Source organism: Bradyrhizobium sp. SYSU BS000235 (assembly GCF_049747295.1).
Taxonomy (GTDB): domain Bacteria; phylum Pseudomonadota; class Alphaproteobacteria; order Rhizobiales; family Xanthobacteraceae; genus Afipia.
The window spans coordinates 1887518-1913044 of record NZ_JBMHJM010000001.1; the positions used below are offsets into that span (position 1 = coordinate 1887518).

General features: G+C 54.3%; 25 protein-coding genes. 9 read left to right on the top strand and 16 right to left on the bottom strand.

Translation table 11 applies throughout. The features are described 5' to 3' along the window. Positions 1-79: 79 nt before the first annotated feature. Complete coding sequence (locus ACP0KA_RS08775) at positions 80-550, bottom strand: cupin domain-containing protein (protein ID WP_424628431.1); 471 nt, start codon at positions 548-550, stop codon at positions 80-82. An 800-nt stretch (positions 551-1350) separates the two neighbouring features. Between ACP0KA_RS08775 and ACP0KA_RS08780 the strand changes: the two genes are divergently transcribed. The 5 genes from ACP0KA_RS08780 to ACP0KA_RS08800 all read left to right on the top strand — a co-directional run bounded on the left by ACP0KA_RS08780 (position 1351) and on the right by ACP0KA_RS08800 (position 6448). Beyond that, positions 1351-2508: a thiolase family protein gene (locus tag ACP0KA_RS08780; protein WP_424628432.1), complete on the top strand. Its 1158-nt coding sequence runs from the start codon at positions 1351-1353 to the stop codon at positions 2506-2508. A gap of 98 nt (positions 2509-2606) precedes the next feature. Beyond that, entirely contained in the window at positions 2607-2936 is a 330-nt protein-coding gene (locus ACP0KA_RS08785) for a Zn-ribbon domain-containing OB-fold protein (protein WP_424628433.1), read from the top strand. 2 nt (positions 2937-2938) lie between these two features. Further along, a complete protein-coding gene (locus tag ACP0KA_RS08790; protein ID WP_424628434.1) occupies positions 2939-4459 on the top strand; it encodes a class I adenylate-forming enzyme family protein in 1521 nt (506 codons plus the stop codon). A 6-nt stretch (positions 4460-4465) separates the two neighbouring features. After that, on the top strand, positions 4466-5107 hold the full coding sequence (locus ACP0KA_RS08795; protein WP_424628435.1) for a TetR/AcrR family transcriptional regulator: 642 nt from the start codon (positions 4466-4468) through the stop codon (positions 5105-5107). Between the two features lie 249 nt (positions 5108-5356). Beyond that, positions 5357-6448, top strand: coding sequence for an ABC transporter substrate-binding protein (locus tag ACP0KA_RS08800; RefSeq protein WP_424628436.1), 1092 nt, complete (start codon positions 5357-5359; stop codon positions 6446-6448). 312 nt (positions 6449-6760) lie between these two features. On the opposite strand, the gene ACP0KA_RS08805 is transcribed toward ACP0KA_RS08800, so the two are convergent. From ACP0KA_RS08805 to ACP0KA_RS08815, 3 genes are all read right to left on the bottom strand, one after another. Next, positions 6761-6904, bottom strand: coding sequence for a hypothetical protein (locus ACP0KA_RS08805; RefSeq protein ID WP_424628437.1), 144 nt, complete (start codon positions 6902-6904; stop codon positions 6761-6763). A gap of 301 nt (positions 6905-7205) precedes the next feature. Next, positions 7206-7658 carry a CoxG family protein gene (locus ACP0KA_RS08810; RefSeq protein WP_424628438.1) on the bottom strand — a complete coding sequence of 151 codons (453 nt, stop codon included), beginning with the start codon at positions 7656-7658 and terminating at the stop codon, positions 7206-7208. A 155-nt stretch (positions 7659-7813) separates the two neighbouring features. Beyond that, positions 7814-8434 (bottom strand): MarR family winged helix-turn-helix transcriptional regulator, encoded by a 621-nt coding sequence (locus ACP0KA_RS08815; protein WP_424628439.1) that lies wholly within the window; start codon positions 8432-8434, stop codon positions 7814-7816. Positions 8435-8655: 221 nt separating this feature from the next. Here ACP0KA_RS08815 and ACP0KA_RS08820 point away from each other — a divergent pair, with 221 nt between their 5' ends. Genes ACP0KA_RS08820 through ACP0KA_RS08830 form a run of 3 tightly spaced genes read left to right on the top strand, consistent with a single transcriptional unit; the run spans position 8656 to position 12319 of the window. Then, on the top strand, positions 8656-9525 hold the full coding sequence (locus tag ACP0KA_RS08820) for an FAD binding domain-containing protein (RefSeq protein ID WP_424628440.1): 870 nt from the start codon (positions 8656-8658) through the stop codon (positions 9523-9525). After that, entirely contained in the window at positions 9522-11846 is a 2325-nt protein-coding gene (locus ACP0KA_RS08825) for a xanthine dehydrogenase family protein molybdopterin-binding subunit (protein ID WP_424628441.1), read from the top strand. The genes ACP0KA_RS08820 and ACP0KA_RS08825 overlap by 4 nt, the downstream gene beginning before the upstream one ends. Then, positions 11843-12319 (top strand): (2Fe-2S)-binding protein, encoded by a 477-nt coding sequence (locus ACP0KA_RS08830; RefSeq protein ID WP_424628442.1) that lies wholly within the window; start codon positions 11843-11845, stop codon positions 12317-12319. The genes ACP0KA_RS08825 and ACP0KA_RS08830 overlap by 4 nt, the downstream gene beginning before the upstream one ends. A 156-nt stretch (positions 12320-12475) precedes the next feature. Here the strand turns inward: ACP0KA_RS08830 and ACP0KA_RS08835 are convergent, their stop codons facing one another. From ACP0KA_RS08835 to ACP0KA_RS08885, 11 genes are all read right to left on the bottom strand, one after another. Further along, the gene (locus ACP0KA_RS08835; RefSeq protein WP_424628443.1) at positions 12476-13444 is read right to left on the bottom strand and encodes an amidohydrolase family protein; all 969 of its coding nucleotides are present in this window, start codon (positions 13442-13444) and stop codon (positions 12476-12478) included. Then, complete coding sequence (locus ACP0KA_RS08840) at positions 13441-14208, bottom strand: FCD domain-containing protein (RefSeq protein ID WP_424628444.1); 768 nt, start codon at positions 14206-14208, stop codon at positions 13441-13443. The genes ACP0KA_RS08835 and ACP0KA_RS08840 overlap by 4 nt, the downstream gene beginning before the upstream one ends. Before the next feature lie 15 nt (positions 14209-14223). Further along, positions 14224-16533, bottom strand: coding sequence for a xanthine dehydrogenase family protein molybdopterin-binding subunit (locus tag ACP0KA_RS08845; RefSeq protein WP_424628445.1), 2310 nt, complete (start codon positions 16531-16533; stop codon positions 14224-14226). Then, positions 16533-17009: a (2Fe-2S)-binding protein gene (locus ACP0KA_RS08850; RefSeq protein WP_424628446.1), complete on the bottom strand. Its 477-nt coding sequence runs from the start codon at positions 17007-17009 to the stop codon at positions 16533-16535. The genes ACP0KA_RS08845 and ACP0KA_RS08850 overlap by 1 nt, the downstream gene beginning before the upstream one ends. Continuing rightward, positions 17006-17887, bottom strand: coding sequence for an FAD binding domain-containing protein (locus ACP0KA_RS08855; RefSeq protein ID WP_424628447.1), 882 nt, complete (start codon positions 17885-17887; stop codon positions 17006-17008). Before ACP0KA_RS08855 ends, ACP0KA_RS08850 begins: the two co-directional genes overlap by 4 nt. A 36-nt stretch (positions 17888-17923) precedes the next feature. Further along, positions 17924-19015 carry an ABC transporter substrate-binding protein gene (locus ACP0KA_RS08860; protein ID WP_424628448.1) on the bottom strand — a complete coding sequence of 364 codons (1092 nt, stop codon included), beginning with the start codon at positions 19013-19015 and terminating at the stop codon, positions 17924-17926. Positions 19016-19030: 15 nt separating this feature from the next. Beyond that, positions 19031-19804, bottom strand: a complete 774-nt coding sequence (locus tag ACP0KA_RS08865; RefSeq protein WP_424628449.1) for an ABC transporter permease — start codon at positions 19802-19804, stop codon at positions 19031-19033. A gap of 10 nt (positions 19805-19814) precedes the next feature. After that, complete coding sequence (locus tag ACP0KA_RS08870; RefSeq protein ID WP_424631525.1) at positions 19815-20543, bottom strand: ABC transporter ATP-binding protein; 729 nt, start codon at positions 20541-20543, stop codon at positions 19815-19817. A gap of 169 nt (positions 20544-20712) precedes the next feature. Next, entirely contained in the window at positions 20713-21792 is a 1080-nt protein-coding gene (locus tag ACP0KA_RS08875) for a WD40 repeat domain-containing protein (protein WP_424628450.1), read from the bottom strand. Between the two features lie 141 nt (positions 21793-21933). Further along, complete coding sequence (locus ACP0KA_RS08880) at positions 21934-22866, bottom strand: cyclase family protein (RefSeq protein ID WP_424628451.1); 933 nt, start codon at positions 22864-22866, stop codon at positions 21934-21936. 9 nt (positions 22867-22875) lie between these two features. After that, positions 22876-23184 (bottom strand): Dabb family protein, encoded by a 309-nt coding sequence (locus ACP0KA_RS08885; RefSeq protein ID WP_424628452.1) that lies wholly within the window; start codon positions 23182-23184, stop codon positions 22876-22878. 268 nt (positions 23185-23452) lie between these two features. On the opposite strand from ACP0KA_RS08885, the gene ACP0KA_RS08890 reads away from it, so the two are divergent. Continuing rightward, complete coding sequence (locus tag ACP0KA_RS08890; protein WP_424628453.1) at positions 23453-24457, top strand: amidohydrolase family protein; 1005 nt, start codon at positions 23453-23455, stop codon at positions 24455-24457. Positions 24458-24496: 39 nt separating this feature from the next. On the opposite strand, the gene ACP0KA_RS08895 is transcribed toward ACP0KA_RS08890, so the two are convergent. After that, positions 24497-25432: a glutathione S-transferase family protein gene (locus ACP0KA_RS08895; protein WP_424628454.1), complete on the bottom strand. Its 936-nt coding sequence runs from the start codon at positions 25430-25432 to the stop codon at positions 24497-24499. Between the last annotated feature and the right edge of the window lie 95 nt (positions 25433-25527).

Below are 25527 nucleotides of genomic sequence, written 5' to 3' on the forward strand. Positions count from 1 at the left end.
GATGTAACAAGTATGCCACGCCGTAAGAGGCTTCCGCGTCGAACAAACTTCCGAGCAGAAGCCTCCATCGGTGCCGCAGTTAAGCGCCCGTGAGGTGAGCGTCACGACGCTTATAAAGTTCGTCGTCGGCATACCCCATCGTCTCGGGCTTTCCGCGGCCGAGCATCACCTGAAAATAGACCGGTTCTAGGCTGTTGTTCTCGTAGCCGTGAATGACGCCGGCCGGGCAGGAAATACATTCCCATGGTCCGAGGCGCTTTTCGATTTTACGGCCATCCTCATCTTGTACGAAGATGTCGAGATGACCTTGCAGAACGAAGAAGACCTCTTCTACCTCATGCGTATGCGCTGCGTTTCCCTGTCCGGGCGGCACGAACATGATCGAGAGAGTGAAATTTCCCGGAGGAATCGCAGAATTATCTCCATGTTTACCGGAACCGCCGGCGCCAATGAAACGGTGTTGCGCACGCTTGAAACCTTCGATCTTCGCATCCTCGAAGGCGGCCCAGTCCGCACGCCGATCGGCGTAACGAGCAACGTAGCGGGCCATGATTTCCTCGAGCGAAGCTGACTCCAACTCCTTGGCGCGAGCGTGACGTGCGACAGCCATTTATCTCTCCTACTAATGTGAATCCGGCTCGAGACGCAGAGCAGTCGCGCCGCGAGCCTAACGTGGACACCGCTCCCGGAACGGGGGATCCACGTCGGCTGGGTATTTTCTATATTAAGTTGACCATCTAGTCAACATGAAGCCGTGTGCACAAGGTGGCACCGGCTGGATTGCCAGATGCCCGTAGCGCGCCCTTGGGGCCGTCGGGAACCCAGCGAGGGGCGCTCAGCGTTGCTCCAGGAAATTTTATAGTCATTTTACAGAAGGGCTTGAGAGGGCCGCCCACTCAAAAAGCCGCCGCCCTATGTCCCGAACACCTTGAAGACGCTTGAGTTAGTTTGTTCGGCACAAGTACCGCACTAAAGCTCCGCATAGACCAACCACATCCTGGCAAAGTCGGGTTCGGCTTTCGCCGGCACAGTGGGCTCCCCTCCTGTTGTTGCCCCATCTCAGTGAAAGCGTGGAAATATCCAGCAGTTCTCGAGGGCGACTGGCTGATAGCGGAGATCGACCCTCTCCCATAATTCGTCGATCCCGTTCATGGGTCGGTTCAACTGTCCGCGCACAACGAACGGTCCCGGCAGATTTGCCCTTGAGGATTGAGCCGCATTGAACATGAGGAACGCGACGCGCGCCTCAGGCGGGAAACAACATCAGCAAAAAGAAAAACTGTACAATCGTACAATTAGTCGTACAGTTGTACGATAAGAGCGATTGAACGAAACCAGATGGGTCCGTCAATGAAAGACGTTGCTATTGCAGGTTACGCGGAGACAAAGATCGACGTCCGGGGAGGCCGAACATCGTACGAGTTGGCGGGAGATGCTCTCGACCAGATCCTGCGTCAAACAAGCGTGGATAAAAGCGAAATAGATGGTCTCTTGGTGTCTGAGACCATGAGCGAGAGCGCCAATCCATTCTGGGCTCAGTATATGGCGGACGTTCTGGGCATATCCCCAACTTGGCTCGAGCTGCTCGGGCTCGGAGGCGTCTCCAGCATTGGTGGTGTGGCACGCGCGGCCATGGCGATTCAGAATAAAGCCTGCTCCATCGCGCTTGTCCTGGCCGCAGATGCACAATCCAGCGGCCAAACGCCGGAGCAAGGCGCGCAACGCTTTGAATTTCAATATCCGACAGGCTTAAGGGGGCCTGTTGGCGCGTTTGGGATGATCATGCGGCGGTATGATCATCTCTATGGTTTAAACCGGCGTGCACTTGCTCGACTAGCGGTGACCCAGCGCGGCCATGCGATTCTGAATGACAATGCATGTCCGCGCCTACGGAAGGCGATCACCGAAGAGGACTATTTGAATTCGAAGCTGGTCTCGGATCCGCTGCGTGTCCTCGATAGCGTCATGGTCTGCGATGGCGCGAATGCTGTTCTGGTGATGTCGAGCGATGAAGCCAAGCGGCGAGGTCTTAAGGCAGTTTATCCGACCGGTTACGCAGAACTGACGCACTACAAAGTCACCGAGCCGCTCACTGAAATCACTGAGTCGGGATTTCTGGCGGCTGGTCCGCGCGCGCTGAAGCAATCCGGATTGAGAGCGCAGGATGTGCAGTCCTTCCATCCCTATGATGATTTCATCATCGCGATCATGTTGCAACTCGAGCAGATCGGCTTCTGCGACGTCGGGAAAGGTGCCGATTACATCCTCAGCAAGGATATGACGTTCAAGGGAGATCTGCCGCTTAACACCGGTGGCGGCCAGATTTCCGCAGGGCAGCCAGGGCTCGCTGGCGGAGGGCTGAACTTGGTCGAAGCCGTTCGGCAGATGTTTGGCGATGGCGGACCGCGGCAAATCAGGAGAACCCAGAATGCGATGGTCACCGGCATCGGTGGCATCCCATATGCTCGCAACTGGTGCACATCAGCGGTCATGATCCTGGAGCAATAGAGATGAATGAAAACGTAAAGGCCGTCCGGCCTCTTCCAAAAATCGGATCATACATCGATACGAAGGAGTTCTGGGATGGAGCAAAGCGCGGGAAGTTGATGTTGCAGTTCTGCACTGAGACCAAACGCTTTCAGCACTTCCCAAGGCCGGTCAGCCTTTTCACCGGCCGAAAGACTTTCGAGTGGCGGGAAGCATCGCGCTACGGAAAGGTCTATTCGTGGACCGTAACACGATCGCCCTGGCCGGGCCACGAACAGCGCGTCCCGTATATTTGTGCCTATGTGGAGCTTGATGAGGGGGTTCGTTTTCTGTGCAATCTGGTCGATTGCGACGATAATGAAATCGAGATTGGTATGCCGGTCGAGGTGCGGTGGGATCGGCTGACTGAAGAAATCGCTTTCCCCGATTTTGCACCAAGACGGAGATAGCCGTGAAGCTGCCGGCATACCTCGCTGCTCAAGCACACCTTCTGCCGAACAAGGCAGCACTCGTCTGCGGTGACAGTCGCGTAACGTTTCGGCAGCTTCATGAGGACAGCAGCCGTATTGCCACGTATCTGCGTCACTCCGGTATCCAGGTCGGGGACCGAATTGCGATTTGCCTGCCGAATTGCTGCGAGTTCGTGACGATCTTCTTTGGAATCGTGAAGTGTGGCGCGATCGCGATGCCGATCAATATGCGCCTTTCTTCAAATGAGATCTCAGCGATCATAACGGATGCGGCCCCAGCGGCGGTCTTCTTCAGCGAATCGGAACGGGATGCCGTCGCAAAGCTCGATACCGATAGTCTCCAACGGTTCTTCGTTGGAGAGACCTCAAGCTCGAATGAAACACCGCTTACAACTCTTCTTGCGGCTAAGATTGAACAAATAGACGTCCCGCCAGAGTGCGATGACTGCCTGATCTCTTACACCTCTGGAACGACCGGACGACCGAAGGGCGTTATCACCACGCAGGCAAATTACATCGTCGCAAACGGCTTCTTGAACGCGACGTATTGGCGGCTGTCTGCCGACGATCGAATTTTGGTTACGACGCCGCTGGCGCATCGAACTGCTTTCGCGCGCGTTGGAAACATGGCCGTCCTCGGCACGACCCTACATATCATGCCTCGTTTCGATGCAGAGGAAGCGGCCAGGATCATCGAGGCTGAAGAGATCTCGCTTATTTCGATTGTCCCAACTGTCGGCCGGATGATGTTGCCATCTATTGTGGCAGGTCCTGGCCGCTATCGCTCCCTGCGCGTCCTTGTAGCTACGGGTGAGGCGTTTCCCGTCGAGACCAAGCGACGATTGATGACGGCGCTTCCGCACCTCCAAATATTCTCCTTCTTTGCAATGACGGAAGCAGGCTCGCTGGCAATGCTCCAGCCGCAGGACCAGCTCAAGTACAGCGGTTCCGTTGGGCGCGTCACGCCAGGAGTGGAGCTTCGCCTGGTCAACGAGGCGGGCATGCCAGTTCAAACCGGTGAGGCGGGTGAAATATGGGTGCGGTCGGGACTCCCCGGGCAATATCTCCTCTTCAGGACATACTTCAGGCAGCCTGACGCGATGCGCAACGCATTTCAGGATGGCTGGTTCAAGACGGGAGATATCGGTCGGTTTGACGAGGAGGGCTATCTCTACATTGTCGACAGAAAGAAGGACATGGTCCTTTCCGGCGGGTACAACGTGTACTCTAAGGAGGTCGAGTTGGTCCTCCTGCGTCATCCGGGGGTCGCAGACGCGGCGGTGATCGGTGTACCCGACGACATTTATGGGGAATCCGTGGCAGCGTTTATCGAACTCGAACCTGCGGCCAACGTATCGGCTGATGAGCTTGTTCAGCGTTGCGCAAAGGAGCTTGCCAGTTATAAAAAGCCGAAGCACGTCGTCTTCGTGAAAGAACTTCCCAAGAACAGCACGGGAAAGGTCTTGAAGACCGTACTACGGAGTGCTTTCAAGAAGCATTAGATCGTTTTGACAGCCAACACAGCCGGTATGCCAGAAAACTCAGCAGCAACGAAGCCAGGATCCTCCCCTGTCGAAAGTCGGGGTAAGCTTCAACAAAGGCATATCGCTGGTGTGGTGTATGACCTGATCGCCGAATTGGGCATTGAAAATGTAACGATGCGGCAGATTGCCGAGGCTGCAAATGTAAGTCTCGGCACGATTACCTACCATTTTCGATCGAAAGAAGCGCTGATAGCGACGGCGCTCGAGGCAGGTTATGCCTTGCCGGATGACTGGGACCAGCACAAGGGGTCGCCCGTTGCCCAACTTCGTCGCATCGCCTCGTCTTACGTCGAGCAGTTGCCAGCAAATCGATGGTGGCGCTTTTGGATCAACTCCGTTGCGATGAGTACCCGAAGTTCCGAGCTTCAAATCATCCAATCGAAGCGCTTCGACAAGCAAAGGCGGTTTTGGATCAAACTGATTGCCGAGGGACAAAAGGCCGGTGAGATCAAGCCGGATATTCCGGTCGAGGAGACCGCAGATCGAATGCTGGTTGAAGTTCACGGCCGGATAATCCTACAGCTCATGAAGCCCGGCGCGAAGATGAGAAATGCCGCTCGTGACGCGATCAATAAAATGATCGATGACATTCTGACCGGCGCATAATTTCACAAGCTTTCACCACTTAATAACCCGCGGCGAAAGTCGCCGGCGGGACGATTCGCGCGCCAGCTATATTGTCGCACAATCGTACGATTTGTCGTACGGATGTGCGATTTAGATTGACAGTCAGGTTTCTCCTCGTACGCTGGGAGGATCATTCGCGATCAGCCGTTGACGAAATGCGGTATCGGTTGGCGGTCCCGGTCGTTGTTTGAAGTCCGTGCAGATACGCTTCAACAAGCGAGGGCAAACATGACCAAGTTGTATTCAGTTTTCGTCGCGCTCATGCTCGCTATGTCCATGAATACAGGGGGCAGCTTCGCCGCCGAGAAAGTTCGAGCGCTCATCCCTGTACGCAATATCGATGAGTCTCTCGCGCCGTTTCCGGTGGCCAAGTATCTCGGCTACTACGCGCAAGAAGGCCTCGACGTCGAATTGCTTGCGGTCGGCGGCTCGAATGAAGTTGCTATTCAGATTGCAGCCAGAAATGGCGACGTTGGGGAAGCAAGTCCCGCGCAAGCGGTGATTGGCATGCAACAGAATGCAAGCGCACCGCTTGATCTGCGATACTTCTACAATGCTGGCTATCGAAATATATGGTCGATCTCGGTTCCCGCTGACAGTCCGGTTAAAAGCATCGGCGATCTTCGTGGCAAGAAAATCGGAGTCACCGCACTGGGAAGCGCCGGCACGACTTATGGAAAGGCTTATATACGGTCTGGCGGTTTGAATCCGGACACCGACGTCACATTTGTTCCGATAGGAGCCGGCCCGCAGGCAGTTGCCGCAATTCAGCAAAAAATCGTCGATGCGATCGTGTTTTGGGATGCTGCCAATGTGCGGTTCGAACTCAGCGGGCTGAACCTGCGCCCCCTCAAAATCGATGCGAAGCTCGAGGCCCTGCCCGATGTTTCGATTTTGGCACGCAACGACGTCATTCGCGACAAGCCCAAAATGTTGATCGGTTTCGCGAGAGCCGTCTCCAAGGCGCTCGACTTTACATTAGCAAACCCGGCGGCAGCGGTGCTGATTACCTGGAAGATGTATCCGGAAAGTCGACCAAAAGAGAAAGATCCTGAAAAAGCTTTGGCCCAGGGCCTGAAAATTAGTCAGCTGAGAATGGCAGGGTGGACCAATCCGGAGACGCACGGCAAGAATGGCCTTTTTATCGAGGACGACTGGAAGAACCTCGGTGATTTCCTGTTGAGAGAAAAACAGATCGCTCAATCGGTGCCGACGTCGCGCATGTTCACTAACGCCCTTATCGACGAGATCAACAACTACGACAGGGCGGCTGTCGTGCGGCAGGCAAAGGAATTTGATCTGAAATCGGTCCAACCATGAACGACTATGAGAAACTGCGCGCCGGCCGATAGAACGATCGGCCGGCGTATTTTGCTTTGGTATGGCGATCAGCTGTTTACGATACGGCCCTATGCATCTCTCGTTCCGCTGGGCGTCCTTGCGTTGTCGCCTTCTTGCGAAGGAAGCTAAAAAATGGCTTCAACCTCGCTGCAGGCTCACGCCATAGGCGACGAATACGAATAACGTAGCAGTGGGCAATTCAGAATTCAAAGAGCCTGCTTTAAGTTTGGGGCTGGCAGGGACACCGAAAAGCCATGTCAACCAACGTCGTTTCATTCAGCCGCGACGTAGTCACATGTACGGCGGGTGATCTTTCAATTTCGTCCACTCTTCACGCAGCCGCTTTGCATCCCAGCCGACATAGACGCGCCACCACACAATGACGACCGCCCCGAAACCAACTACGGAGAGCAAGACAACAAGTTCTGTTGGCATCACCGTGAACCCCAGAAATAAGATCGATCTCAAATTTGTAGCGGTCGGTCCCGTCGTGAGATGTCAGATCCGGCTTGTGATGCAGCATCGGTAGGAAGAGATCCTCGACATCAGCAGTACCAGCATATCGGAACAGGAGGAGGCCATATCGCTCGGATAGGATATTGCGAGAGTTTCTGACGTAGCGCCGAGGCATTCAGCGCAAGCACACTGGCGACCAGTAGAATCACCGCCGGAAATAATAAGTTCCGAAGAGGGTGTCGGCGCTTCATGCTCACTCAGCGCAATGATCGCGACATGGCTACGACTTGGCCGCCTCGCTTCCAAAGCGCTCGAAGAATTGATCCGCTAGCTTCTTTGCGACGCTATTAACCAGTCGCTGCCCCAACTGGGCGAGCTTCCCACCTATCTGGGCATCGACCTCGTACGTGAGGCGTGTGACATCGGCACTTACTTCTTCAAGCTTGACGAGTGCGTTACCCTTGGCAAAGCCAGCTATTCCACCGTCACCCTCTCCGCTGATCCGATAGCTGTTGGGAGGATCAAGATCTAGCAACAGCACCCGGCCTTTGAACTTGGCCCTGATCGGTCCAACCTTGTTTGTTGCGACAGCGACGAGCGACCCGTCCGTATCTTTCTCCAGGCTTTCGCAACCCGGAATGCATTGTTTCAAGATTTCAGGGTCGTTCAACATCACCCAGATCGTTTGCCTCGGCGCCGCGAGTTCGATCTCGCCGACCATATTCATGCCCATAGACGTGGCTCCTTCCTCAATTAGCCCTCGCCCGTACCAGGTCGCGCGAAAGCGTGCAGGCTCAGGCAGTCCTCCGATGAGAACCGCCAGACCCCGGCCTCGGAGGCCAGAACGAATATAGTTCGATATCGAAGTACTTTGCAAGCTCGCCGAGGTTATCGTGCGGCCAATTCTGATTCCGCGGCTTGCTCAGAGCTGCTGGCTAGCAAACTCAAGAAGTTGGTCAGCAGGCTAATCAGCTCCCCAGTATTACGAGAACCGAGCGCGGAGACGACGCGCCATTGGGCTTCGACGATGCTTGGGATCATTTCGTCAATTAAGCGAACACCGCGATCTGTAAGCTGAATTTTCACGCTTCGACGGTCGTTCGGTTCTGGCAATCGAGCGATCAGATAGAGACTTTCAAGGCGATCGAGGCGGCTGGTCATTCCAGCCCCACTCAACATTAGAGATTCTGACAGACTTTTTGGGGTCAAACAAAAGGGAGGCCCGGAGCGCCTTAGCGCTGAAAGCACATCAAATGAGGGCCGCGAGAGCCCCCATTTCTCCAATGCATCATTCATAAATGAAGTAGTCATCGACTGAGATTGAGCGAGCAGCCCGAATAGTTTCATTGGCGCGGGATCAATATCCGGACGTTCTCGCTGCCACTGCGTCAGGATCATTTCGATCGGATCGTCCACCCTCTCCCGCACGACGGCTTCTTTTGACGACATCTTGGTTGGGGACGCCTTTTTGGCGGTGGTGCTCCGAGCTTTTGCATGACGGGACTTCACGTGCAGATCTCCTACGAAAACTGATGCACCTGGGTCGATTGAAGCGTTGCGACGCCCATTCAGGGTGCACAGCATTATCGGACGAATGATAGACGTTAATGGCTAATTACACCAGTATAGTTCGATATCGAACTATTTACTTGCGAAATTTAAGGTGCTAGTTCTACTCCGTCCAGGAGCTACTCCCATCACCGGACATGAAGCAAGGTGGGAATTAAAGTATGAAATCCCCAATATTTAAACGCCATGTGCCTCGCACCCTGCAGGAGGCTATCACCCTCTTAAGTGATCTTCAGGCTGACGATTGCCGCGTACTGGCGGGTGGCCAGAGCTTGGTCCCGATGATGGCATTTAGGATGGCCCAGCCTGCCAACCTAATCGACATAAATGAGATTGAGGGACTCGGCCAAACGCGCGTCGAGAATGGTGTCCTCGTTGTCGACCCGCTGGTCCGTCACGCGCAATTTGCTCAACCGGTTGCGCCCGGCCCAACGGGTCCATTGCTCAGGCGAGTGATGCACCACATCGCACATTTTCCCATCCGTACGCGCGGCACGTTTTGCGGAAGTCTCGCCCATGCCGATCCGTCATCCGAGTGGTGCATGGTGGCGGCAACACTAGGCGCTTCTGTCATTGCTGAGAGCCTCCGAGGCAGGAGGGAGATCGCAGCTGATGAATTGTTTGAAGGCCTCATGGCGACAAGCCTTGAATCCGACGAGATGATCGTCGGTGCACATGTCCCTCTCTTGTCTGAGCAGGCGCGCTGGGGCTTTTACGAGTTTGCCCGTCGCCCCGGTGACTATGCGATTGCCATGTCGCTCGTTTCTTATGAGTTATCGCACGGGTCAATTGTGAATCCCCGCATTGGACTTGGCGGAGCTGAAGCTAAGCCTCGCCGCATAGCAGAAGCAGAACAATCACTCGAAGGCAAGCAGCCGACGAGCGAACTCTTTCGCAACGCAGCTGAAATTGCGGCGTCCACTATCGAGCCGATGGAGGATCTCCAGGCTGACGAACAATATCGGCGCGACCTCGTGAAGGTGGTCATACATCGCGCCCTGGAGTCTGCCGCATCGGAGTCATTGGCATGAGTAAGGGAAATGGAGCCGATTCCAAAGCATGGATTGGACAGCCGATAAAGCGGGTTGAAGACTTGCCGCTTGTAACCGGCAAGGGCGTCTTCACGGCAGATCTAAAAGCAGATCTTTTCGCCAGGTTTGTTCGCAGTCCCTTGGCCTCAGGCAAGATCGTAAAAATCAGCGCTCCAGACGGTGTGAAGTTAATCACTGCTAAAGACCTCGCAGGGGTCAATCCAATTCGGATTGTACTGCAAAACTACAACTACATTCCTGTTGAACAACCGCTGTTGGCAACCGACTACGTTCGCTTCGTCGGCGAGCCGATCGCCGTTGTTCTGGCCGACTCCATGGAAGCTGCGGAGGACGCGGCAGACCAAGTCGAGATCGACATCACTGAAATAACGCCCGTGGTGACAGTGGCGGAGGCCTTGTCCGAAGATTCGCCCCTCGTTCATCCGCACGTCGCGGGCAATACAGTCGTCGATGGCCAATTCTCGTCAGGGCCGGCGCCTGAGAACGTTTATAAGAAGGTGCGCTCGGATGTTCGCACATATCGTGAAGCGGCTTTACCCCTAGAACCACGCCAGGCGCATGCGGCTTATGATCGACTCTCCGATCGGGTTACGTTGACCTGCACAACACAATCACCGCATCTATTTCGAACCATCATCTCTGATTTGCTAGGCAGGCCGGAAGCAAAGCTTCGAGTCATCGCGCCGGATGTCGGCGGCGGTTTCGGGCAAAAAGCAACTCTTCCACCTGAGTTCCCGGTTATCGCGTGGCTCGCTGTTCATTTCGGTACGTCAGTTGCGTGGAACGAAGATCGCCGCGAAAATTTGCTAGCCGGATTCCATGCTCGAGACGCAGAATTAAGCCTCGAAGGTTCGTTTGACGCTCAGGGTAAACTGCTGGCGGTGGACGCCGATATACGGGTCAATGTCGGCGCTTACTCCTCTTTTCCCACGAGCTTCGCCGTAGAGCCTCTTATGGCATTAAATGAAATGCCAGGCGTCTACGACTTCCAAAACTACCGCTGTCGCTCTCGAGGTATCGCGACCAACACGTGTCCGATGGCGCCCTATCGTGGCGTCGCTCGACCAATGGTCGTTCTTGCGATGGAACGACTATTCGACAACGCGGCAATTGCTTTTGGCCTAGAGCCAACAGAGCTACGCCGTCGTAATCTCATCCGTCAGTTTCCGTATAAATCGGTTACGGGATTGACATTCGACGAGGCCACCTACGCCGAAACGATGGAAATGGCGGTAACCGCTATCAATATCCCTGAGTTTCGAGATCGACAGCTGAAAGCCCGAGCCAACGGCGAGTATCTTGGTGTGGGTTTTGCTACATTCTCGGAACGGACTGGTTTTGGCACGCCCGCATTCGCGGCAAGAAAAATGCAGTTCACGATGGGTTGGGAGCAGGCTCAAATATCGATGGATCCGTCCGGATTTGTCGAAGCACGGGTAGGAGCAAGCCCCCACGGTCAGGGGTTACGCACCACACTGTCCCAAATCATCGCCGATGAAATCGGCATCTCACCCGACAAAATTACGGTGGTGCATGGGGATACGGATCGCACACCATACGGATGGGGCACCTTTGCGAGCCGATCTCTGGTAATCACAGGCGGCGCGAGCAAACTCGCCGCTCAAAAGCTGAACGGCAAGCTGAGAACGATCGCCAGCCATCTCCTGGAGACATCGGCTGAGGACATAGTCATCGAGGCAGGCGTTGCAAAAGTAAAAGGAACCGATCGCTTAATTTCGGTCGCGGATCTCGCGCGCACTGCCTACCATCAGGCACCGCGTCTCCCCAAAACGATCGAGCCAGGCCTGAACGAAACAGCGACTTATGATCCTGGTGGCACGTTCTCTAACGCATGCCATGCCGCAATCGTGAGGGTGGACATTGAGACGGGACAGGTAGCAATTGAGCGTTTTGTCGTCATGGAGGACGCTGGTCGCCTGATAAATCCGATGATTGTTGACGGTCAGATTCACGGCGGCGTCGCTCAGGGTATCGCCAATGCGCTCTTAGAAGAAGTTGTGTATGACGATACTGGAAACGTCCTTACGACGACCCTTGCAGATTTTCTACCCCCGACGTCTCTGGACATTCCTGCGATCGAAATCGGCCATGTCGAGACATGGACGAGTGCTTCCATAACCAAGGCAAAAGGGTTAGGTGAGGGCGGAGCGATCGGCCCACCAGCAGCTATTCTTAACGCCATAAATGACGCGTTGGCTCCATTTGGTGCCAGCATCAACGCAATCCCTGCGAGCCCACGCCGGGTATACGCTGCGCTCAGGGAGGCCAGAGGGCTATGAGCACATTTACTGAAATCACCCTCTCGGTTAACAACAAGAAGCATGTGATTAACGTGGAGGAGCGTCGGATTCTTGCCGATGCGCTGCGCCAAGACTGCGGCTTAACAGGAACGCATCTTGGATGTGAACACGGTGTTTGCGGTAGCTGCACCGTTCTCGTTGATGGGCAGCCTGTACGATCTTGCCTGATGTTTGCCTGTCAGGCGGAAGGCAAAGAAGTCCGTACGGTTGAAGGTTTGGCCAAGAACGATAAGCTTCATCCCTTGCAGCAATCGTTCATTGATCATCACGGTCTTCAGTGCGGATTCTGCACACCAGGTTTCTTGATGTTAATCGTCGGCGTTGTCGAATCAGAGCCTGCCCTTACCGATGACGAAATCATCGAAGCGATCTCATCGAATTTGTGTCGCTGTACGGGATACCAGAATATCATCAAGGCCGTTCGGGCAGCCCTGCCGGAAATGCGGGGCTAAGGCCCTATAGGGCTTATCGCTTGCACGAAACCCAAAGTATCGATAGCGCGCATAGCGGAGTAGCGGTTATAGAAACTGCCCCTTGGCAGAGCCAAGGGGCAGCGAAATCGGTTAGAACGCCCCCGTTTCTAACTGACTGCGCTTCTTGAGGTCATCTCAGTGCTTTTTGATTAGCAGCGAAATGTTGTCGGTCAGAATACTCTGACCCGCAGCACCCATTGCGCGGATGTTTTCGATAAACGTCCGGACGTTGTTCGGATCTCGCACTTCTTGCGGATAGTCCGTAGCGAAAACAATACGATCAGCAGGAAATTCGATCAGAGCCGCCTGCAGAGGCTTCATCGCTCCACCTATCCCTGCAGTATTGTAAACAAAATTTCGGGTCAGGTAGTAATCGAATGGCTTATCAGCCTTTCGGCCGTGACGCTCATTGCCAGTCGTTCCCCAATACTCCTTGTCTTGGTACATCCTGATGCGGCCAAGGAGAGAGGCGACATTACCGCCAAGATGAGAAATATGAACTGTCAACTCGGGATAACGATCGAACACGCCGGAGTTAATCATGCGAATAAGTGCCATGATCAAGGAGAATTCGCGGCCCACCGAGCGCGACATATCATAGCCGTCGAACTGTCGAGAGTCGTTCAACTTGAGCGCTGGGTGCAGAAAGACGAACTGATTTAGTCGCGCCATCTCCTTCCAAAACGGCTCGTAGAGCGGAGAGTCGATATAAAGACCCTTCACTTCAGAAGCGATGATTGCACCGTGGAACCCAAGATCGTCAAAGCAACGCGACAATTCCTTGAAGTGTTCAGCTCCGCCCAGCGGATCGATATGAGCACATCCAATGAACCTATTCGGGTAGTCCTGTCCCGCTTTTTTGGTCGCGTCATTGACCTTCCGACAGCGCTCGACCTCAGAAACCATGCCGGCGGCACTGGTCAGCAGCGCGGCATCGATGCCGGCGATGTCCATCATTCGGACGTGCTCGTCGAGATCATAGAGCATCGAATGAAAGGTATAGCTCGGGGCACCGTTCTCGTCGAATTGCGTACGCGGTGCGGTTCCAACGTCCTTGTCAACAAACTCACGAGGAGTGAAATGATGCTCAAAGTCGATAATCATGGCTTCTTCGTTTTCCTTGTTTTGAGTTTCACCCGAGAATTTGGCTTTGTTGTTGGCTTAGTGAAGCGCTGACCGCTCTCTGTGATATGCTTGCTCATCAGGTTTTCGGCTTTGCTGGCGTCATGCTTCTTCAATGCGGCGACGATCGCGCGGTGCTCTAGGCTCTTGGTAAGGCGACCGCCATCCCGCGCCAGGCCGCGGCGACTGATCAGGTGAATCTCATTGATGAGGTTTCGATAGAGTGCCACGAGCTTCGGGCTGTTTGCCATTTCGACAATGCGATTGTGGAAGTGAACATTCCGCGGATAGAATTCATTCACATCCTGTCGCTCGTAAGCCGGCGCCATTCCATCGACGATCTGTTCAAGCTCTCGGACTTGTTCAACCGTTATTTTGGGCGCTAGTAGTCTGCAGGCGAACGCCTCCAAGCAAGCTCGAACGTTGTACAGATCTTCAGCTTCTTCCGGAGAGATATCGCGAACAAAAACCCCGCGATTCTTCGTCGAATAAAGAAGACCTGCGCCCTCTAGAGCACGAAAGGCTTCCCGAACTGGTCCGCGACTGATTTTCAGACGCGCCGCAAGCTCGAATTCATTCAATCGTTCGCCCGACTGAATCGCACCGTTTAGTATGAGATTCAGTATCGTTTCTTGAACTGCCTGCCGTAGAGACCTCGACTGCAGTATCGCCAACTCATCAGTGTTCTGACGCGGAGCCGACGCCGACGATTTTGGAGCTCGCTTCGGTTTAGTGCGAATATCCATTGAATATGCCTGCGGTTATTTCTTTCCTGGGAGAGAGACCAATTTTTGCTTTTGATCAATCAATTCCCAAATATTGGGCGGCGTCATTGGAAGTGAAGTCACATCAACACCTAATGAACTTAGCGCGGCTGACACAGCATTGGCGGCGACACCGCCTACAGCAATGATACCGCCCTCCCCAGCCCCCTTTGCACCCAACGGATTATTTGGGCACGGGTGCGTTTCCATCGAGAAACCCCGAATGCAAGGGAAGTCATCGGCACTCGGGATCACGTAATCCGCAAGAGAGCCCGTAAGCAACTGCCCATGCTCATCGTATTGGAGATGCTCCATGAAAGCGCTTCCGAGCCCCTGGACCACGGCGCCGATGACCTGACCGTGAAGCGTCAAAGGATTGATAATCTTGCCGACGTCCTCAACCGCGACGTAATCGAGCATCTCGACGTGACCAGTCCCGGGATCGACCGCGACATGCGCACAATGTGCTCCATAAGCATAGGTGTGCTTTGTATTCGCGAAGCTACGTTCGATGGAAATACCGTCTCGATAAAATTCTGAAATTCCGATTCTCCGATGACGCGGCCCGACCACGTCGAATCCTTCGATCTCGATTTCAGACTGATCGCAGTCCAGCCGTTTGGCGGCCGCGACTTTTAGTGCGTCTTGGAAGTCTTTTGCGGCCACAACGATCGCGGAACCTCCAACAACGGTCGATCGCGAGTGATAGGATCCGAAGCCTTCCGTTACATAGCTCGTCGAACCGTGAAAGATCTTTATGCGATCGAAGGGCACTCCGATGGCATCAGCTGCGATTTGCCCGAGCACCGTCTCCAGGCCTTGGCCAAGGGCCGAGGACCCGACGTATACACCGATGGTTCCGTTGTCCTCGATTGCAATGCGTGCAGCCTCACGTGGGCCAGCCGCACCTCCTTCGATGAACGCACCGACGGAAACACCATGATAGCGTCCGTCAATCAGCCGCCCCTGGAGCTTTACTTTTTCTTCCCAATTGAACTCCTTAAGACATCGTTCAAAGGTGAGACTGTAGTCCCCGCTATCACAGTCCGTATCTGTGTAGGGATCGATGTGTTGCATCGTTGCCAATGGATACGGCATCGCTCCTTCAGGAATCAGGTTTCTTCTGCGCATATCGACCGGATCAAGACGCAACTCTCGCGCTGCAATTTCAACCATTCGTTCGACGAAGAAACTACCCTCAAAACGACCGGGCGCCCGGTAGGTGCCGCACGGCGTTTTATTGGTGACCAGCGCATTTGAATCGATGAGGATGTTCTCAATTTTATAAGGTCCTGACGTAAATTGAGCGACATTTCGCGGAGGCGTCAGGCCGTTGGAGCGAAAGTAGGCACCACAATCCACATCGACTGAGCCACGGATGCCCAGGATGATACCGTCCCGACTACATGCAATTTCGAGATCTGCGTACATCTCACGGGCGTGATTCAGCGCCATCAGATTCTCGCGGCGATCCTCGCTCCATTTGACGGGACGACCGGTAAGTCTGGAGGAGAATGGAATAAGAAAATCTTCTGGATAAAACTCGCCTCGCGCCCCGAACCCTCCACCGATATCGTTCTCGACCAGCTCTATTTGCGATTCTTCGATGCGCATCATCGCCGCCAGCGCGCGACGGTTAAAGAACAACACCTTGCCCGCGCCGTAGACTTTCATCTGCTCTAGTTGGCTATTCCACACCGCCAACAGGCCTCGAAGCTCAAGTGGCAACGCCATATGACGCTGGACCGAAAGCTTCTCACGTCGAACGTAGTCCGCCTGGGCAAACGCCTTATCCACGTCCCCCTTTTTTCCGGTAAACCGTTTCCCGAGGTTCGTCCCCATCGATTCAAATAGCAGTGTGTTGTCCGCGCTGGACTCGACGTAATCATGGACAATTGGAAGTTCATCGATTTCCACGACAACCGATTGGAGCGCGTCCTCGGCGATAGCAGCACTGTCTGCCAGGATCACCGCCACCGGTTCTCCAACGTATCGGACCTTCTGATGGGCGATCACCGGCTGACGATACGGCTTAACCTCCTCGAGAGGCTGCAACCGCATTGGGATGACCGGAATTTGCTCTCCAATGTCCTTTGCAGTGACGACCGCACAAACGCCGGGGATTTCTAGAGCCGCTGATGCGTCAATGTTTCGTATCCGGCCGTGGGCAACCGAGCTACGGAGGATCACGGCGTGAAGCTGGTTGGGAAGATCCAGGTCATCAACATAGACCCCTTCCCCGCGAAGGAAGCGATAGTCCTCAACCCGCTCAATCGGTGCGCCAACAATCGTATTACGTTGATTCATCACACGTCACTCTGTTTGATGTAAAACGGCTTTGCGTCGAGCACCGCTTCGATGATCGGAATGTAGCCAGTGCACCGGCAAAGATTCCCGGAAATGACTTCCCTGATGCGTTTTTCATCCGCGTCGGGTTCTTGTGAGAGAAGAGCGTGCGCGGTCGTCAACATGCCAGGCGTGCAGAACCCACATTGCAACGCGTTGTGCTTTTTGAACGAGGATTGAAGAGGCGACAACGTTTCGTCAGCTGTCAGACCCTCAACCGTTGTGATTTCACTGTTGCTTGCTTGAACGGCAAGCGTGAGGCATGAACGGATAGCGTCCCCATTCATTATAACCGTACAAGCGCCGCAGACGCCGTGCTCGCAAGCAAGATGGGTTCCGGTCTTACGAACGATGTGACGCAAACAATCCGCCAGCGTCGTACGTGGCTCCACATCTATTTTGACAGCCGTTCCATTTAGGGTGAATTCAACATTCATTGTGCTGTCCCCGCGTAAGTCTCATTCATCGCTGCTGTCAACGCACGCTCGACCAGCGTACCAATCAGGGCCTTTCGATAGTTTCTGCTCGCATGAATATCATGCTGCGGATTTACGAGGTCACTTGCCGCAATGCCGGCGGATCGCATGAGACCTTCATTTGGCTGAGAGCCAACCAGCATCGCCTCAACTGTCGATAGACGTTGGGCACGCGGCGAAGCGCCCATCATTCCGATAGCGCATTTTGATACAGTGCCATCCTGATCAACATCCAAGTATGCTGCCACGCCACCCAAAGCGAAATCCCCTCTGCGCTTCGAGAATTCGATGAAGGCGCTTCGGCGCCGATTTGGCCAAACGGGGAAGTGGATATCTGTGATGACCTCGTCGGGCTGCAGAACGGTCTCCAGTTCTCCTACAAGAAAGTCGTCGGCAGCTACCGTCCGAGATCCGTAGGATCCGTGGAGGGTTACGATGGCATCACATGTCACTGCGATGCAGGGGAATTCTGCAGCTGGATCGGCATGCGCAAGCGACCCCCCAACCGTCCCCCTATTGCGGACCTGGTAATGCGCAATATTAGCAACCGCGCTCCGAAGAAGCGGCTGACATTTCGCTACGTCTTCGCTGCATTCCAAGTCGCGCCAGCGTACCAGTGGACCCAAGTGAAGGCCGTCAGGCTGAACTTGAATGCGCCGGAGATCAGGGATCTCCCTGATGTCGACCAGTAGAGCCGGCGCCGCAAGCCTGAAGGCCATGATCGGAAGCAGGCTTTGACCACCTGCGATAATCTTGGCATCTCCGGAATGCTTGTTCAGCAATGCGACCGCATCATTGAGCGTCTTGGGGACAACGTAGTCGAAAGATGGAAGCTTCATCGGTGACCAACTCTATTCTTGTGTGCCTTCAGCACTCTACTTCGACGACGGAAACGTGAATTCGGTCGCCTGCTTTATGATCGCTTGTTTGTCGAATTGGTTGATGTCGGCCGACAACGCATTGGTATAGATTCGGCTTAGCGGCACGTCTTCCTGCAGAGATCCATCATCCTTCAGAAAGGCGACCAAATTCTTCCAGTCAGAATCAACAAAGGCACCGCTAACTCCATTGGTCTTCGGAGAGCTCCAGATCGCCATGCGCGCTTCCGTGACAGCCACGCCTTGTTTCAAGGCCTCTTCGGGTGACATATTTTTCGGTTGAGCTTCGGGCTTGAGTTGCCATGTCAACTTAACAGCGGCCAGCGGGTTCGTGATCGTGAACAGGTACCCCTTGGCGATCGCGCGAGCGAAGCCGACGTATTGCGCGCGTTTCGACTTAAGGTTCTCTGGCCTAGCAAGAATGCTGGTGTCGGGAAGATTCTGCATTTCGTCGCTCACTGAAAGCAGACGCGTCTTCAGCCCCAACACTCCAAACTTCGCCAACGCAGAATCGTTGAAGACGAGGGCTTGGACGACCCCCTGACGTATTGCCGTGAGCGCCTGAGCGCCCGCCCCGATAGGGATGAATGACACATCCGTCTGAGGATTGAGACCGGCATCCTTTACGTAGGCGCGTCCGAAGGTGATACCGGTGCTGCCCATGGACAACACGCCGATCTTCTTTCCTTTGAGCTCTTTGACCGAAGTAATCGGGCTGTTGTCGACAACGGAAATCGGCCAGATGTTACGGTAATAAAGGTTCGAGTAGTATTGCACATTCAGATCTTTTCCAGTCTGCATACCGATGATTGCGTCAGCAGGAGACGCAAGGCCGGCATCCGCATTTCCAGCGGAAACCTGAATTGCTACCTCTTTCGAACCGTTCACGGCTGTAATTGTGACGTCGAGTCCTTCTTGCTTGAAATAGCCAAGCTGCAGCGCGACGGCGACAGGCGCGAAGGACTCATCGAAATTCGGGATGGGCAACAGCGCGTGGAACTTAACGGGCTGCTGGGCGGATGCCGCCGCACCAAACTGCACTGCTACTGCCGTCGATAGTCCAACCAACAATGCCTTCAGAAAGCGCATATCATCCTCCTTCTGTTATACGATGTTCACTCGATCCGATCGGATCCAGAAAACAGTGCGCCGACTTACGAGCCTTACGAGCCCATGAAGTATCGTCCCAAGAAGTGAAAGCACGATCAGGACGGCAAACACTCCAGCCACATCAATGTTGAAGTTGAAGGTAGTAATGAGATGGCCGAGGCCCTCTTGCGCTCCGACAAACTCGCCCACCAGAGCCCCGATGACAGCGAAAACGGATGCGATCTCAATACCCGCAAAAATCGTCGGCATCGCCGCATAGGCCCGCAGATGACGAAAGATCTGCCACCGAGATGCTCCGAACGCCCTCATCATATTCAACTGATCTCGATCGGTCGTGTGGAGAGCTGACATCACGGCGACGAGCACAGGAAAGAAGCAGACCAACGCGGCGATCACCACTTTCGAAGTGATTCCGTAGCCGAACCAGATAAGGAAGAGCGGCGCTATCGCCACCTTAGGAACGGTCTGCAAGGCGACGATATAGGGATAAACGTACTTCTCGACAGACGGAAGAAGTGCGACGAAGACGCCGAACATGAACCCGGCCGCAACACCAAGGGCGAAACCTAATAGAACTTCAATTGTTGTCGCCACCAGATGGGGCCAGATCTCCCCGCTAGCGAACAGATCATAACCTCGTGCCATAATCGCACTTGGAGCCGGCAGCACGATAGCAGGGAGCAAGCCCGCTCTTGCAATAGCTTCCCATGCTCCTACGAAAACGAGGAAGAGAGCGATCTGCTTAATTCTTTCCGGAGTCGAGATCATTTGTGTCGCCTTAAAGATGTGCTGCGCTAGCGTCAGCCGCAAATAGGAAGCGAAGCTTTGCGCATAGCGCGGCGAACTGCGGAAGAGCCATCGTCTCCAGTGTGCGCGGACGCTGGATATCGATCTCCAGCACATCTGAGATGCGTCCCGGGCGCGGGGACATCACAACAACTCTGTCGCCAAGAAACACTGCTTCCGGAATGCTGTGAGTAATAAAGACGACGCTCTTTTTCTGATCAGCCTGGATGCGTGCGAGCTCGATATTCATCTGTTCGCGCGTGATCGCATCTAATGCACCGAATGGTTCGTCCATCAGGAGAATGTCGGGATCGCAGACCAGCGCCCGGCAGATAGCAACACGCTGCTGCATTCCGCCAGAGAGTTCGAAGGGGTACTTCTCCGCAAAGCCTGATAGAGAGACCATGCTTAGTAGCTCGCGACCTCTCTCGGTGCGATCAATTCCTCGCAGCGTGGCAGGCAGAACAACGTTCTCGAGTACTGTTTTCCAGGGCAGCAGAGTGGCTTGCTGAAACACGACGCCGACGTCAGGACGCGGCCCTCGGATTGGTTCGCCGGAAACGGCAGCGGTGCCGCTATTCTGTTTGTCGAGACCCGCCAGAATGCGCATCAGTGTCGACTTGCCGCACCCCGACGGCCCCACAATAGAAATGAACTCGCCAGGACGTATCGATAGGTTCACGTCACTCAGTGCATGAACTGGATCTCCTTGACGTGTCATGTACGTCTTTTCGAGATTTTGGATTTCAATCAAGGCTTAGTTCCTTCCCCCGCCCATTCTGCGTTTTTGTTTTGTCGTACACGTCGTCCAGGGATAATCAGGTTAGAATTGCATATTGTACATTGTCAACAATCCGCCGACCCATGCTTCGGCCTGTAGTTTCAGCCGCTTAGCCAGTGCGTTGCAAAGGTTGATGTTCGGTGCCTAGGTAAGGAGCTTCAAGCGTTGCCCCTCCCAGCTCCGCGAAGTTAACAATGCGGCCCACCCCGTCACCGCAAGCAATTGCCAGAGAATTTCCCTCAGCATTCCAAGCCAGCGCCGAGACAGCAGAAGCGCCAGCTTGCTTGATTAGAATTTCGGACTCATCCTCTATGCGAATGAGTAACACCAGCCCATCTGCGTAGCCGACTGCCACGATATCCTCACGCGGATGGCACGACACGACCGTCGCCTCCGCGCGGTAGCCGGCGAGCAGAATTGGAACACCGGAGAGCGGATTTTCCGCTTGCTCGAAAGGCCAAAGAACAAGATAGCGGGAACCGCTGCTCGCAAGCCATTTGCCGCCAAAAGTCCAATCGACGGACTGCACCCGCACGGCATAGCCATGCATCGGCATTTCTCTCTGATCGCGCAATCGCCAAGCGTGGATCGCGGGCTCGCGCATCCTGGTCACGAGAAAATTTCCGCTCGGACTGAAGCAGACATCAACATGCGAGCCCTTGTATTCTAGACGCTGCTCTGGAGCGCTTGGATCATGAGGGCTCCAAAGAGTTACTCCTCCGTAGTGGGCTATCGCGAGCGTGGAGTCCGGCCCGAACGCCAAGCCAGTCACTGTCGATGGGACTTCCATCGATAGCGCTTCTTTCTGCGGGGTAGAAAGGTACACCTGCCTCCCGGCAGACCACGCAAAGACTGTCCCACCCATCGAAGCAACCGCATCGATCCAACGGCGCTTGCCATCGGTGGCTATCACCCGCGTTGAGCCGCTTGCGGACGTAAGGACGACGCGACCGTCATCACCACCAGTCAGAATTTCCTGATCGGCTGTTTTGGCGGCACATAGTATTGCGCCAGCATGAGCCGCAGCTGAAATCTGGTGTTCCGCAGGCGTCACAAGTACCACCTGCTCTTCGCCAAGAACAAATGCGACATTTTCCCCTAGGAACTTGACCGCAATTACCGGGTGCTTCACGTCAACCTTGCGGATACGCGATATCTCTACCCTCAGATTTTCCACCGCAGCAGCCAACAGCTTGCTCCCAAGTGACTGACGGATTCACAGCCTTACGGGCCATCTTCCGTTAATAATTCAGAGAGAGTGACAAACCCTATGTTTGAAGCGTCTGCCCCTTGCCCTTTCAGCAAGGGCGCAAGATCGCTACCCACGATTTTATGACCGGAGCGGAAACGCAAGCGGCCGAAGCGGTGAACCGGTAGCGCCACGCAATCGAATCGGAGCCCCGATAAAGGCAAACTCGTAAACCTTGTCTCGAGCTAGCTCTTCGAGGTTCAAGCATTCAATTTGAGGAACGCCGGCTTCCGTAAGCAAGTGATTGTGTACTGGCAGCCAGTTATCATCGTGCCTTGACGGGGTGTGCTCCACTGCTTCGTTGTCTGCGCCGATGACAACGATGTTTTGCGCGGTTAGCCACTTCGCGGCCTCTAGCGTAATCCCGGGGCTGTCACCGAAAACCTTCGACCCATCCGGCCAGTAGCGCATTCGGCCTGTTCGAACCAAGACGACATCACCCTCCTGGATGTCGACACCTTGCTTCTGCATCGCTTCTTGGCAATCTTTGATTGTCACCCCATAAGACGGTGAAAGACAATCAACGCCTCGCAGCGTGGCAATATCAAGCAACACGCCCCGCGTAACGATCGGAACGATCTGCTCGCTTCCGTTCTTCTGCCAACCACGGCTCCCGAGATGCTCATCGGCATCGTAGCCGTTATATATCTCGCGCCCATAACCAAAGTGGTTCAAGGAATCGATGTGCGTGCCGGTGTGGGTGTACATCAAGATGACGTCGCCGGAGTACCCGCAGCACATGTTGTTCCGCGCGCCTTGACCGTTGAGGTTATCGACGATCGTGCCGCGCGGTGTATGGGTCATCCACATCTGATACGCAGGATCTCCCGCCGCCTGAAAACTCGGCATCCCGACGAAATAGTCGACACTCAGATCGTAGACATGGCGGCCATCGATCCTCGCCATAATCGTCTCGCGAGACTTGGAATCAATGCGATTGAGCTGGCCCTTCTGATCCTCTGGACCCCAAGGACTTTTGCCTGCTTTAGGTGGGGTATCGTACTTCAGACCCATTGCGCCCTCCTACTTCACCGAAGCATTCGCGAACTCGTAGTCGCAGACCGCTCGAGCCGAGAACATAGGAGTCAGCTTCTCGACCACCTCCATATGGAACGGATGATCTGAATAGGTCTGAAGGCCCTTGAAGTCATCGAAGTCGCATACAAGTCCGTAATCCCAAAGATCGCCGGATGCGCCCGGTTCACCGGTGTGCTTGCCAAGAGTCCAGGTCCGAATTCCTGGAACCTTCTTTGGAAGTTCATTGAGAATACGAACGATCTCATTTGGGTCCGCATGGGGCGCGACTTTGTAAAGAAAGATGTGACGGATCATGTTGCCCTCCCGGTTGACGGCACCCTTCGCGAACGTGGCACCAATAATTCACAGGAAGATATTTCGATATCAAACTATGTCAAGCCTATTATGAGGCGAGACGGTACCCGAGGTGACAGGTCTGAAAAAATGCACTTGTTTTAAGCTATCCCCGATACCGGCGGTTTCGGTTGACCAAGAGGGGCTTTACATATACTTCGATATCGAACAATTCGGCTTCGATAGAGTTTCGCCGTCCCTTTGCGCGGCCATTTCATGGAATCCAACGATGTCTTCGATCGTCGACATGCATGCTCACTATGTTTCTCCGACACTCATTCGGGAGGCGGAGCTACGCGGAAAGGCTTTTGGGAGCGCTGTTGAAGTCTCAGCTGACGGTAGACAGCAAATTCGCTTCCAGGACGGCACGCTACTTCGGCCATTTTTTCGGGAGCTTTGCGATCTGGAAGTTCGGCTTCCTGAGATGGATGAGCGAGGAATTGGTTCTCAGATCGTATCGACATGGACAGACATGGCCGGAGACAATCTTCCCATTGAAGAGGCGGCACGATGGGCAAGGCTGCAGAACGAAACTCTTGCCGCCGATGTTCAGCCTTGGTCCGATCGATTTATCGGCATGGGCACTCTTCCCATGAACGACGCCGCTCGAGCGATCGATGAACTCGAGTTTATTGTGAAACACCTCGGCATGAATTCGGTTGAGATCGGTACGAACATCAATGGGCGCGACCTCGACCACCCAGAATTCCGACCGTTATGGCGGCGAATTTGCGATCTTGGAGTATTTGTATTGCTCCATCCGCCGATGCGTCCGGTTGGACTTGACCGCACCGGCGATTATTTTCTGAACAATCTGATTTCTTATCCGGTGGATACAACAATCGCGGCTGCGCGATTACTTTTCAGCGGTATATTCCAGGAGCTTCCCGGGCTGAAGATTTGCTTAGCCCACAGCGGTGGCTTTCTACCGTTTCAGATCGGTCGAATGGACCGTGGCTATCACGCCCATCCGGCATGCTCGAAGTCACTTCGAGAACCGCCATCCAAGATTATGAATAATTTCATCTTCGACAGCCTCACACATAACGATGCAGCTCTAGCTTTCCTGCTCGAGTTAGTCGGACCCGCGCGCGTCGTGTATGGCAGTGACTATCCGTTTGAAATGTTAGATCCACGCGGTACAGACCGAATCAAATCGCTGGATGCACTAAGCGAAGATCAGCGGTCCGACATTCTCGGAGGAAATATCAGTTCCCTCCTGATGAAATCCTGATGCATCCAAAATCCGGGACTTGCCTGCGGAATAGCTCAACTAAGCAAGTTTCTCGCGGTGGTGGGGCTTTTCGAAATTCAGCGCGGGCCCCAACGGCACGATCGCAGTCGGATTAAGGCCAAGGTGACTTTCGTAATAATGACGCTTGATATGCTCAAAATCGACCGTCGTTCCAAATCCAGGACTTTGGTACAGGTCGCGAAGGTAAGCTGAGAGAGCCGGGAAATCGGCGATCAAGCGATAGTTGCACTTAAAATGACTGTAGTACACGGCATCGAATCGAATGAGCGTGGTGAACAAGCGAATATCCGACTCCGTGATAAGACTGCCCACCAAGTATCGTTGCGTCGAAAGCCGTGTTTCGAGCCATTCCAGGGTTTCTGCGACTGCCCTAAACGCGCACTCATACGCATGCTGAGTGCGCGCAAATCCGGCTTTGTACACTCCATCGTTCAATCCACGATAGACGCGGTCATTGATCGTATCGATCTCATCGCGATGAGCTTCAGGATAGTGACAACTCGAACCGGGCGAGATGGATTCGAATGCCAGATCCATCATCCGAATAATCTCGGAGGATTCATTGTTTACGATTGTTTCGCGTTTTCGATCCCACAGCAGTGGTACAGTGAAGCGCCCGCGATAATTGGCGTCCGCGGCTGTATAAATCTCGGACACAAGCGACTTTCCGAGCACGCTATCCGGAACGACACCCTGTTCATCTTGGAAACTCCAGCCCTGACCGGCGAGTCGCCAGTGCACAACCGACATACCAATATGAGCCTGCAGGCCCTTACGCTCGCGCATAATGATCGTTCTATGAGCCCAGGGGCACGCGAGAGAAACATAAAGATGATAACGACCAGATTCTGCCGCGAAGCCCTCTTCGTCTGAATGCCGCCCCTGTCCTTGAGGTGTGATCCAACGACGAAACTTAGATTCCTCTCTATCGAATTGTTCTGTAGCAGACGCCATGATGCACATCACAGTTGCGGGTGCTCAAATCACGCAAACCCAAAGTCTCTCTGCAGGACAATATCTTCAAGCAGCTTCAAAGCAAGCATCCCGCC

What these genes read in the sequence shown, in the direction of transcription:
- ACP0KA_RS08775 (WP_424628431.1), bottom strand. Translation starts at nt 550, where the DNA reads ATGGCCCGCTACGTTGCTCGTTACGCCGATCGGCGTGCGGACTGGGCC.
- ACP0KA_RS08780 (WP_424628432.1), top strand. Translation starts at nt 1,351, where the DNA reads ATGAAAGACGTTGCTATTGCAGGTTACGCGGAGACAAAGATCGACGTC.
- ACP0KA_RS08785 (WP_424628433.1), top strand. Translation starts at nt 2,607, where the DNA reads ATGTTGCAGTTCTGCACTGAGACCAAACGCTTTCAGCACTTCCCAAGG.
- ACP0KA_RS08800 (WP_424628436.1), top strand. Translation starts at nt 5,357, where the DNA reads ATGACCAAGTTGTATTCAGTTTTCGTCGCGCTCATGCTCGCTATGTCC.
- ACP0KA_RS08805 (WP_424628437.1), bottom strand. Translation starts at nt 6,904, where the DNA reads ATGCCAACAGAACTTGTTGTCTTGCTCTCCGTAGTTGGTTTCGGGGCG.
- ACP0KA_RS08810 (WP_424628438.1), bottom strand. Translation starts at nt 7,658, where the DNA reads ATGGGCATGAATATGGTCGGCGAGATCGAACTCGCGGCGCCGAGGCAA.
- ACP0KA_RS08820 (WP_424628440.1), top strand. Translation starts at nt 8,656, where the DNA reads ATGAAATCCCCAATATTTAAACGCCATGTGCCTCGCACCCTGCAGGAG.
- ACP0KA_RS08825 (WP_424628441.1), top strand. Translation starts at nt 9,522, where the DNA reads ATGAGTAAGGGAAATGGAGCCGATTCCAAAGCATGGATTGGACAGCCG.
- ACP0KA_RS08830 (WP_424628442.1), top strand. Translation starts at nt 11,843, where the DNA reads ATGAGCACATTTACTGAAATCACCCTCTCGGTTAACAACAAGAAGCAT.
- ACP0KA_RS08835 (WP_424628443.1), bottom strand. Translation starts at nt 13,444, where the DNA reads ATGATTATCGACTTTGAGCATCATTTCACTCCTCGTGAGTTTGTTGAC.
- ACP0KA_RS08840 (WP_424628444.1), bottom strand. Translation starts at nt 14,208, where the DNA reads ATGGATATTCGCACTAAACCGAAGCGAGCTCCAAAATCGTCGGCGTCG.
- ACP0KA_RS08845 (WP_424628445.1), bottom strand. Translation starts at nt 16,533, where the DNA reads ATGAATCAACGTAATACGATTGTTGGCGCACCGATTGAGCGGGTTGAG.
- ACP0KA_RS08850 (WP_424628446.1), bottom strand. Translation starts at nt 17,009, where the DNA reads ATGAATGTTGAATTCACCCTAAATGGAACGGCTGTCAAAATAGATGTG.
- ACP0KA_RS08855 (WP_424628447.1), bottom strand. Translation starts at nt 17,887, where the DNA reads ATGAAGCTTCCATCTTTCGACTACGTTGTCCCCAAGACGCTCAATGAT.
- ACP0KA_RS08860 (WP_424628448.1), bottom strand. Translation starts at nt 19,015, where the DNA reads ATGCGCTTTCTGAAGGCATTGTTGGTTGGACTATCGACGGCAGTAGCA.
- ACP0KA_RS08865 (WP_424628449.1), bottom strand. Translation starts at nt 19,804, where the DNA reads ATGATCTCGACTCCGGAAAGAATTAAGCAGATCGCTCTCTTCCTCGTT.
- ACP0KA_RS08870 (WP_424631525.1), bottom strand. Translation starts at nt 20,543, where the DNA reads ATGACACGTCAAGGAGATCCAGTTCATGCACTGAGTGACGTGAACCTA.
- ACP0KA_RS08880 (WP_424628451.1), bottom strand. Translation starts at nt 22,866, where the DNA reads ATGGGTCTGAAGTACGATACCCCACCTAAAGCAGGCAAAAGTCCTTGG.
- ACP0KA_RS08885 (WP_424628452.1), bottom strand. Translation starts at nt 23,184, where the DNA reads ATGATCCGTCACATCTTTCTTTACAAAGTCGCGCCCCATGCGGACCCA.
- ACP0KA_RS08890 (WP_424628453.1), top strand. Translation starts at nt 23,453, where the DNA reads ATGTCTTCGATCGTCGACATGCATGCTCACTATGTTTCTCCGACACTC.
- ACP0KA_RS08895 (WP_424628454.1), bottom strand. Translation starts at nt 25,432, where the DNA reads ATGGCGTCTGCTACAGAACAATTCGATAGAGAGGAATCTAAGTTTCGT.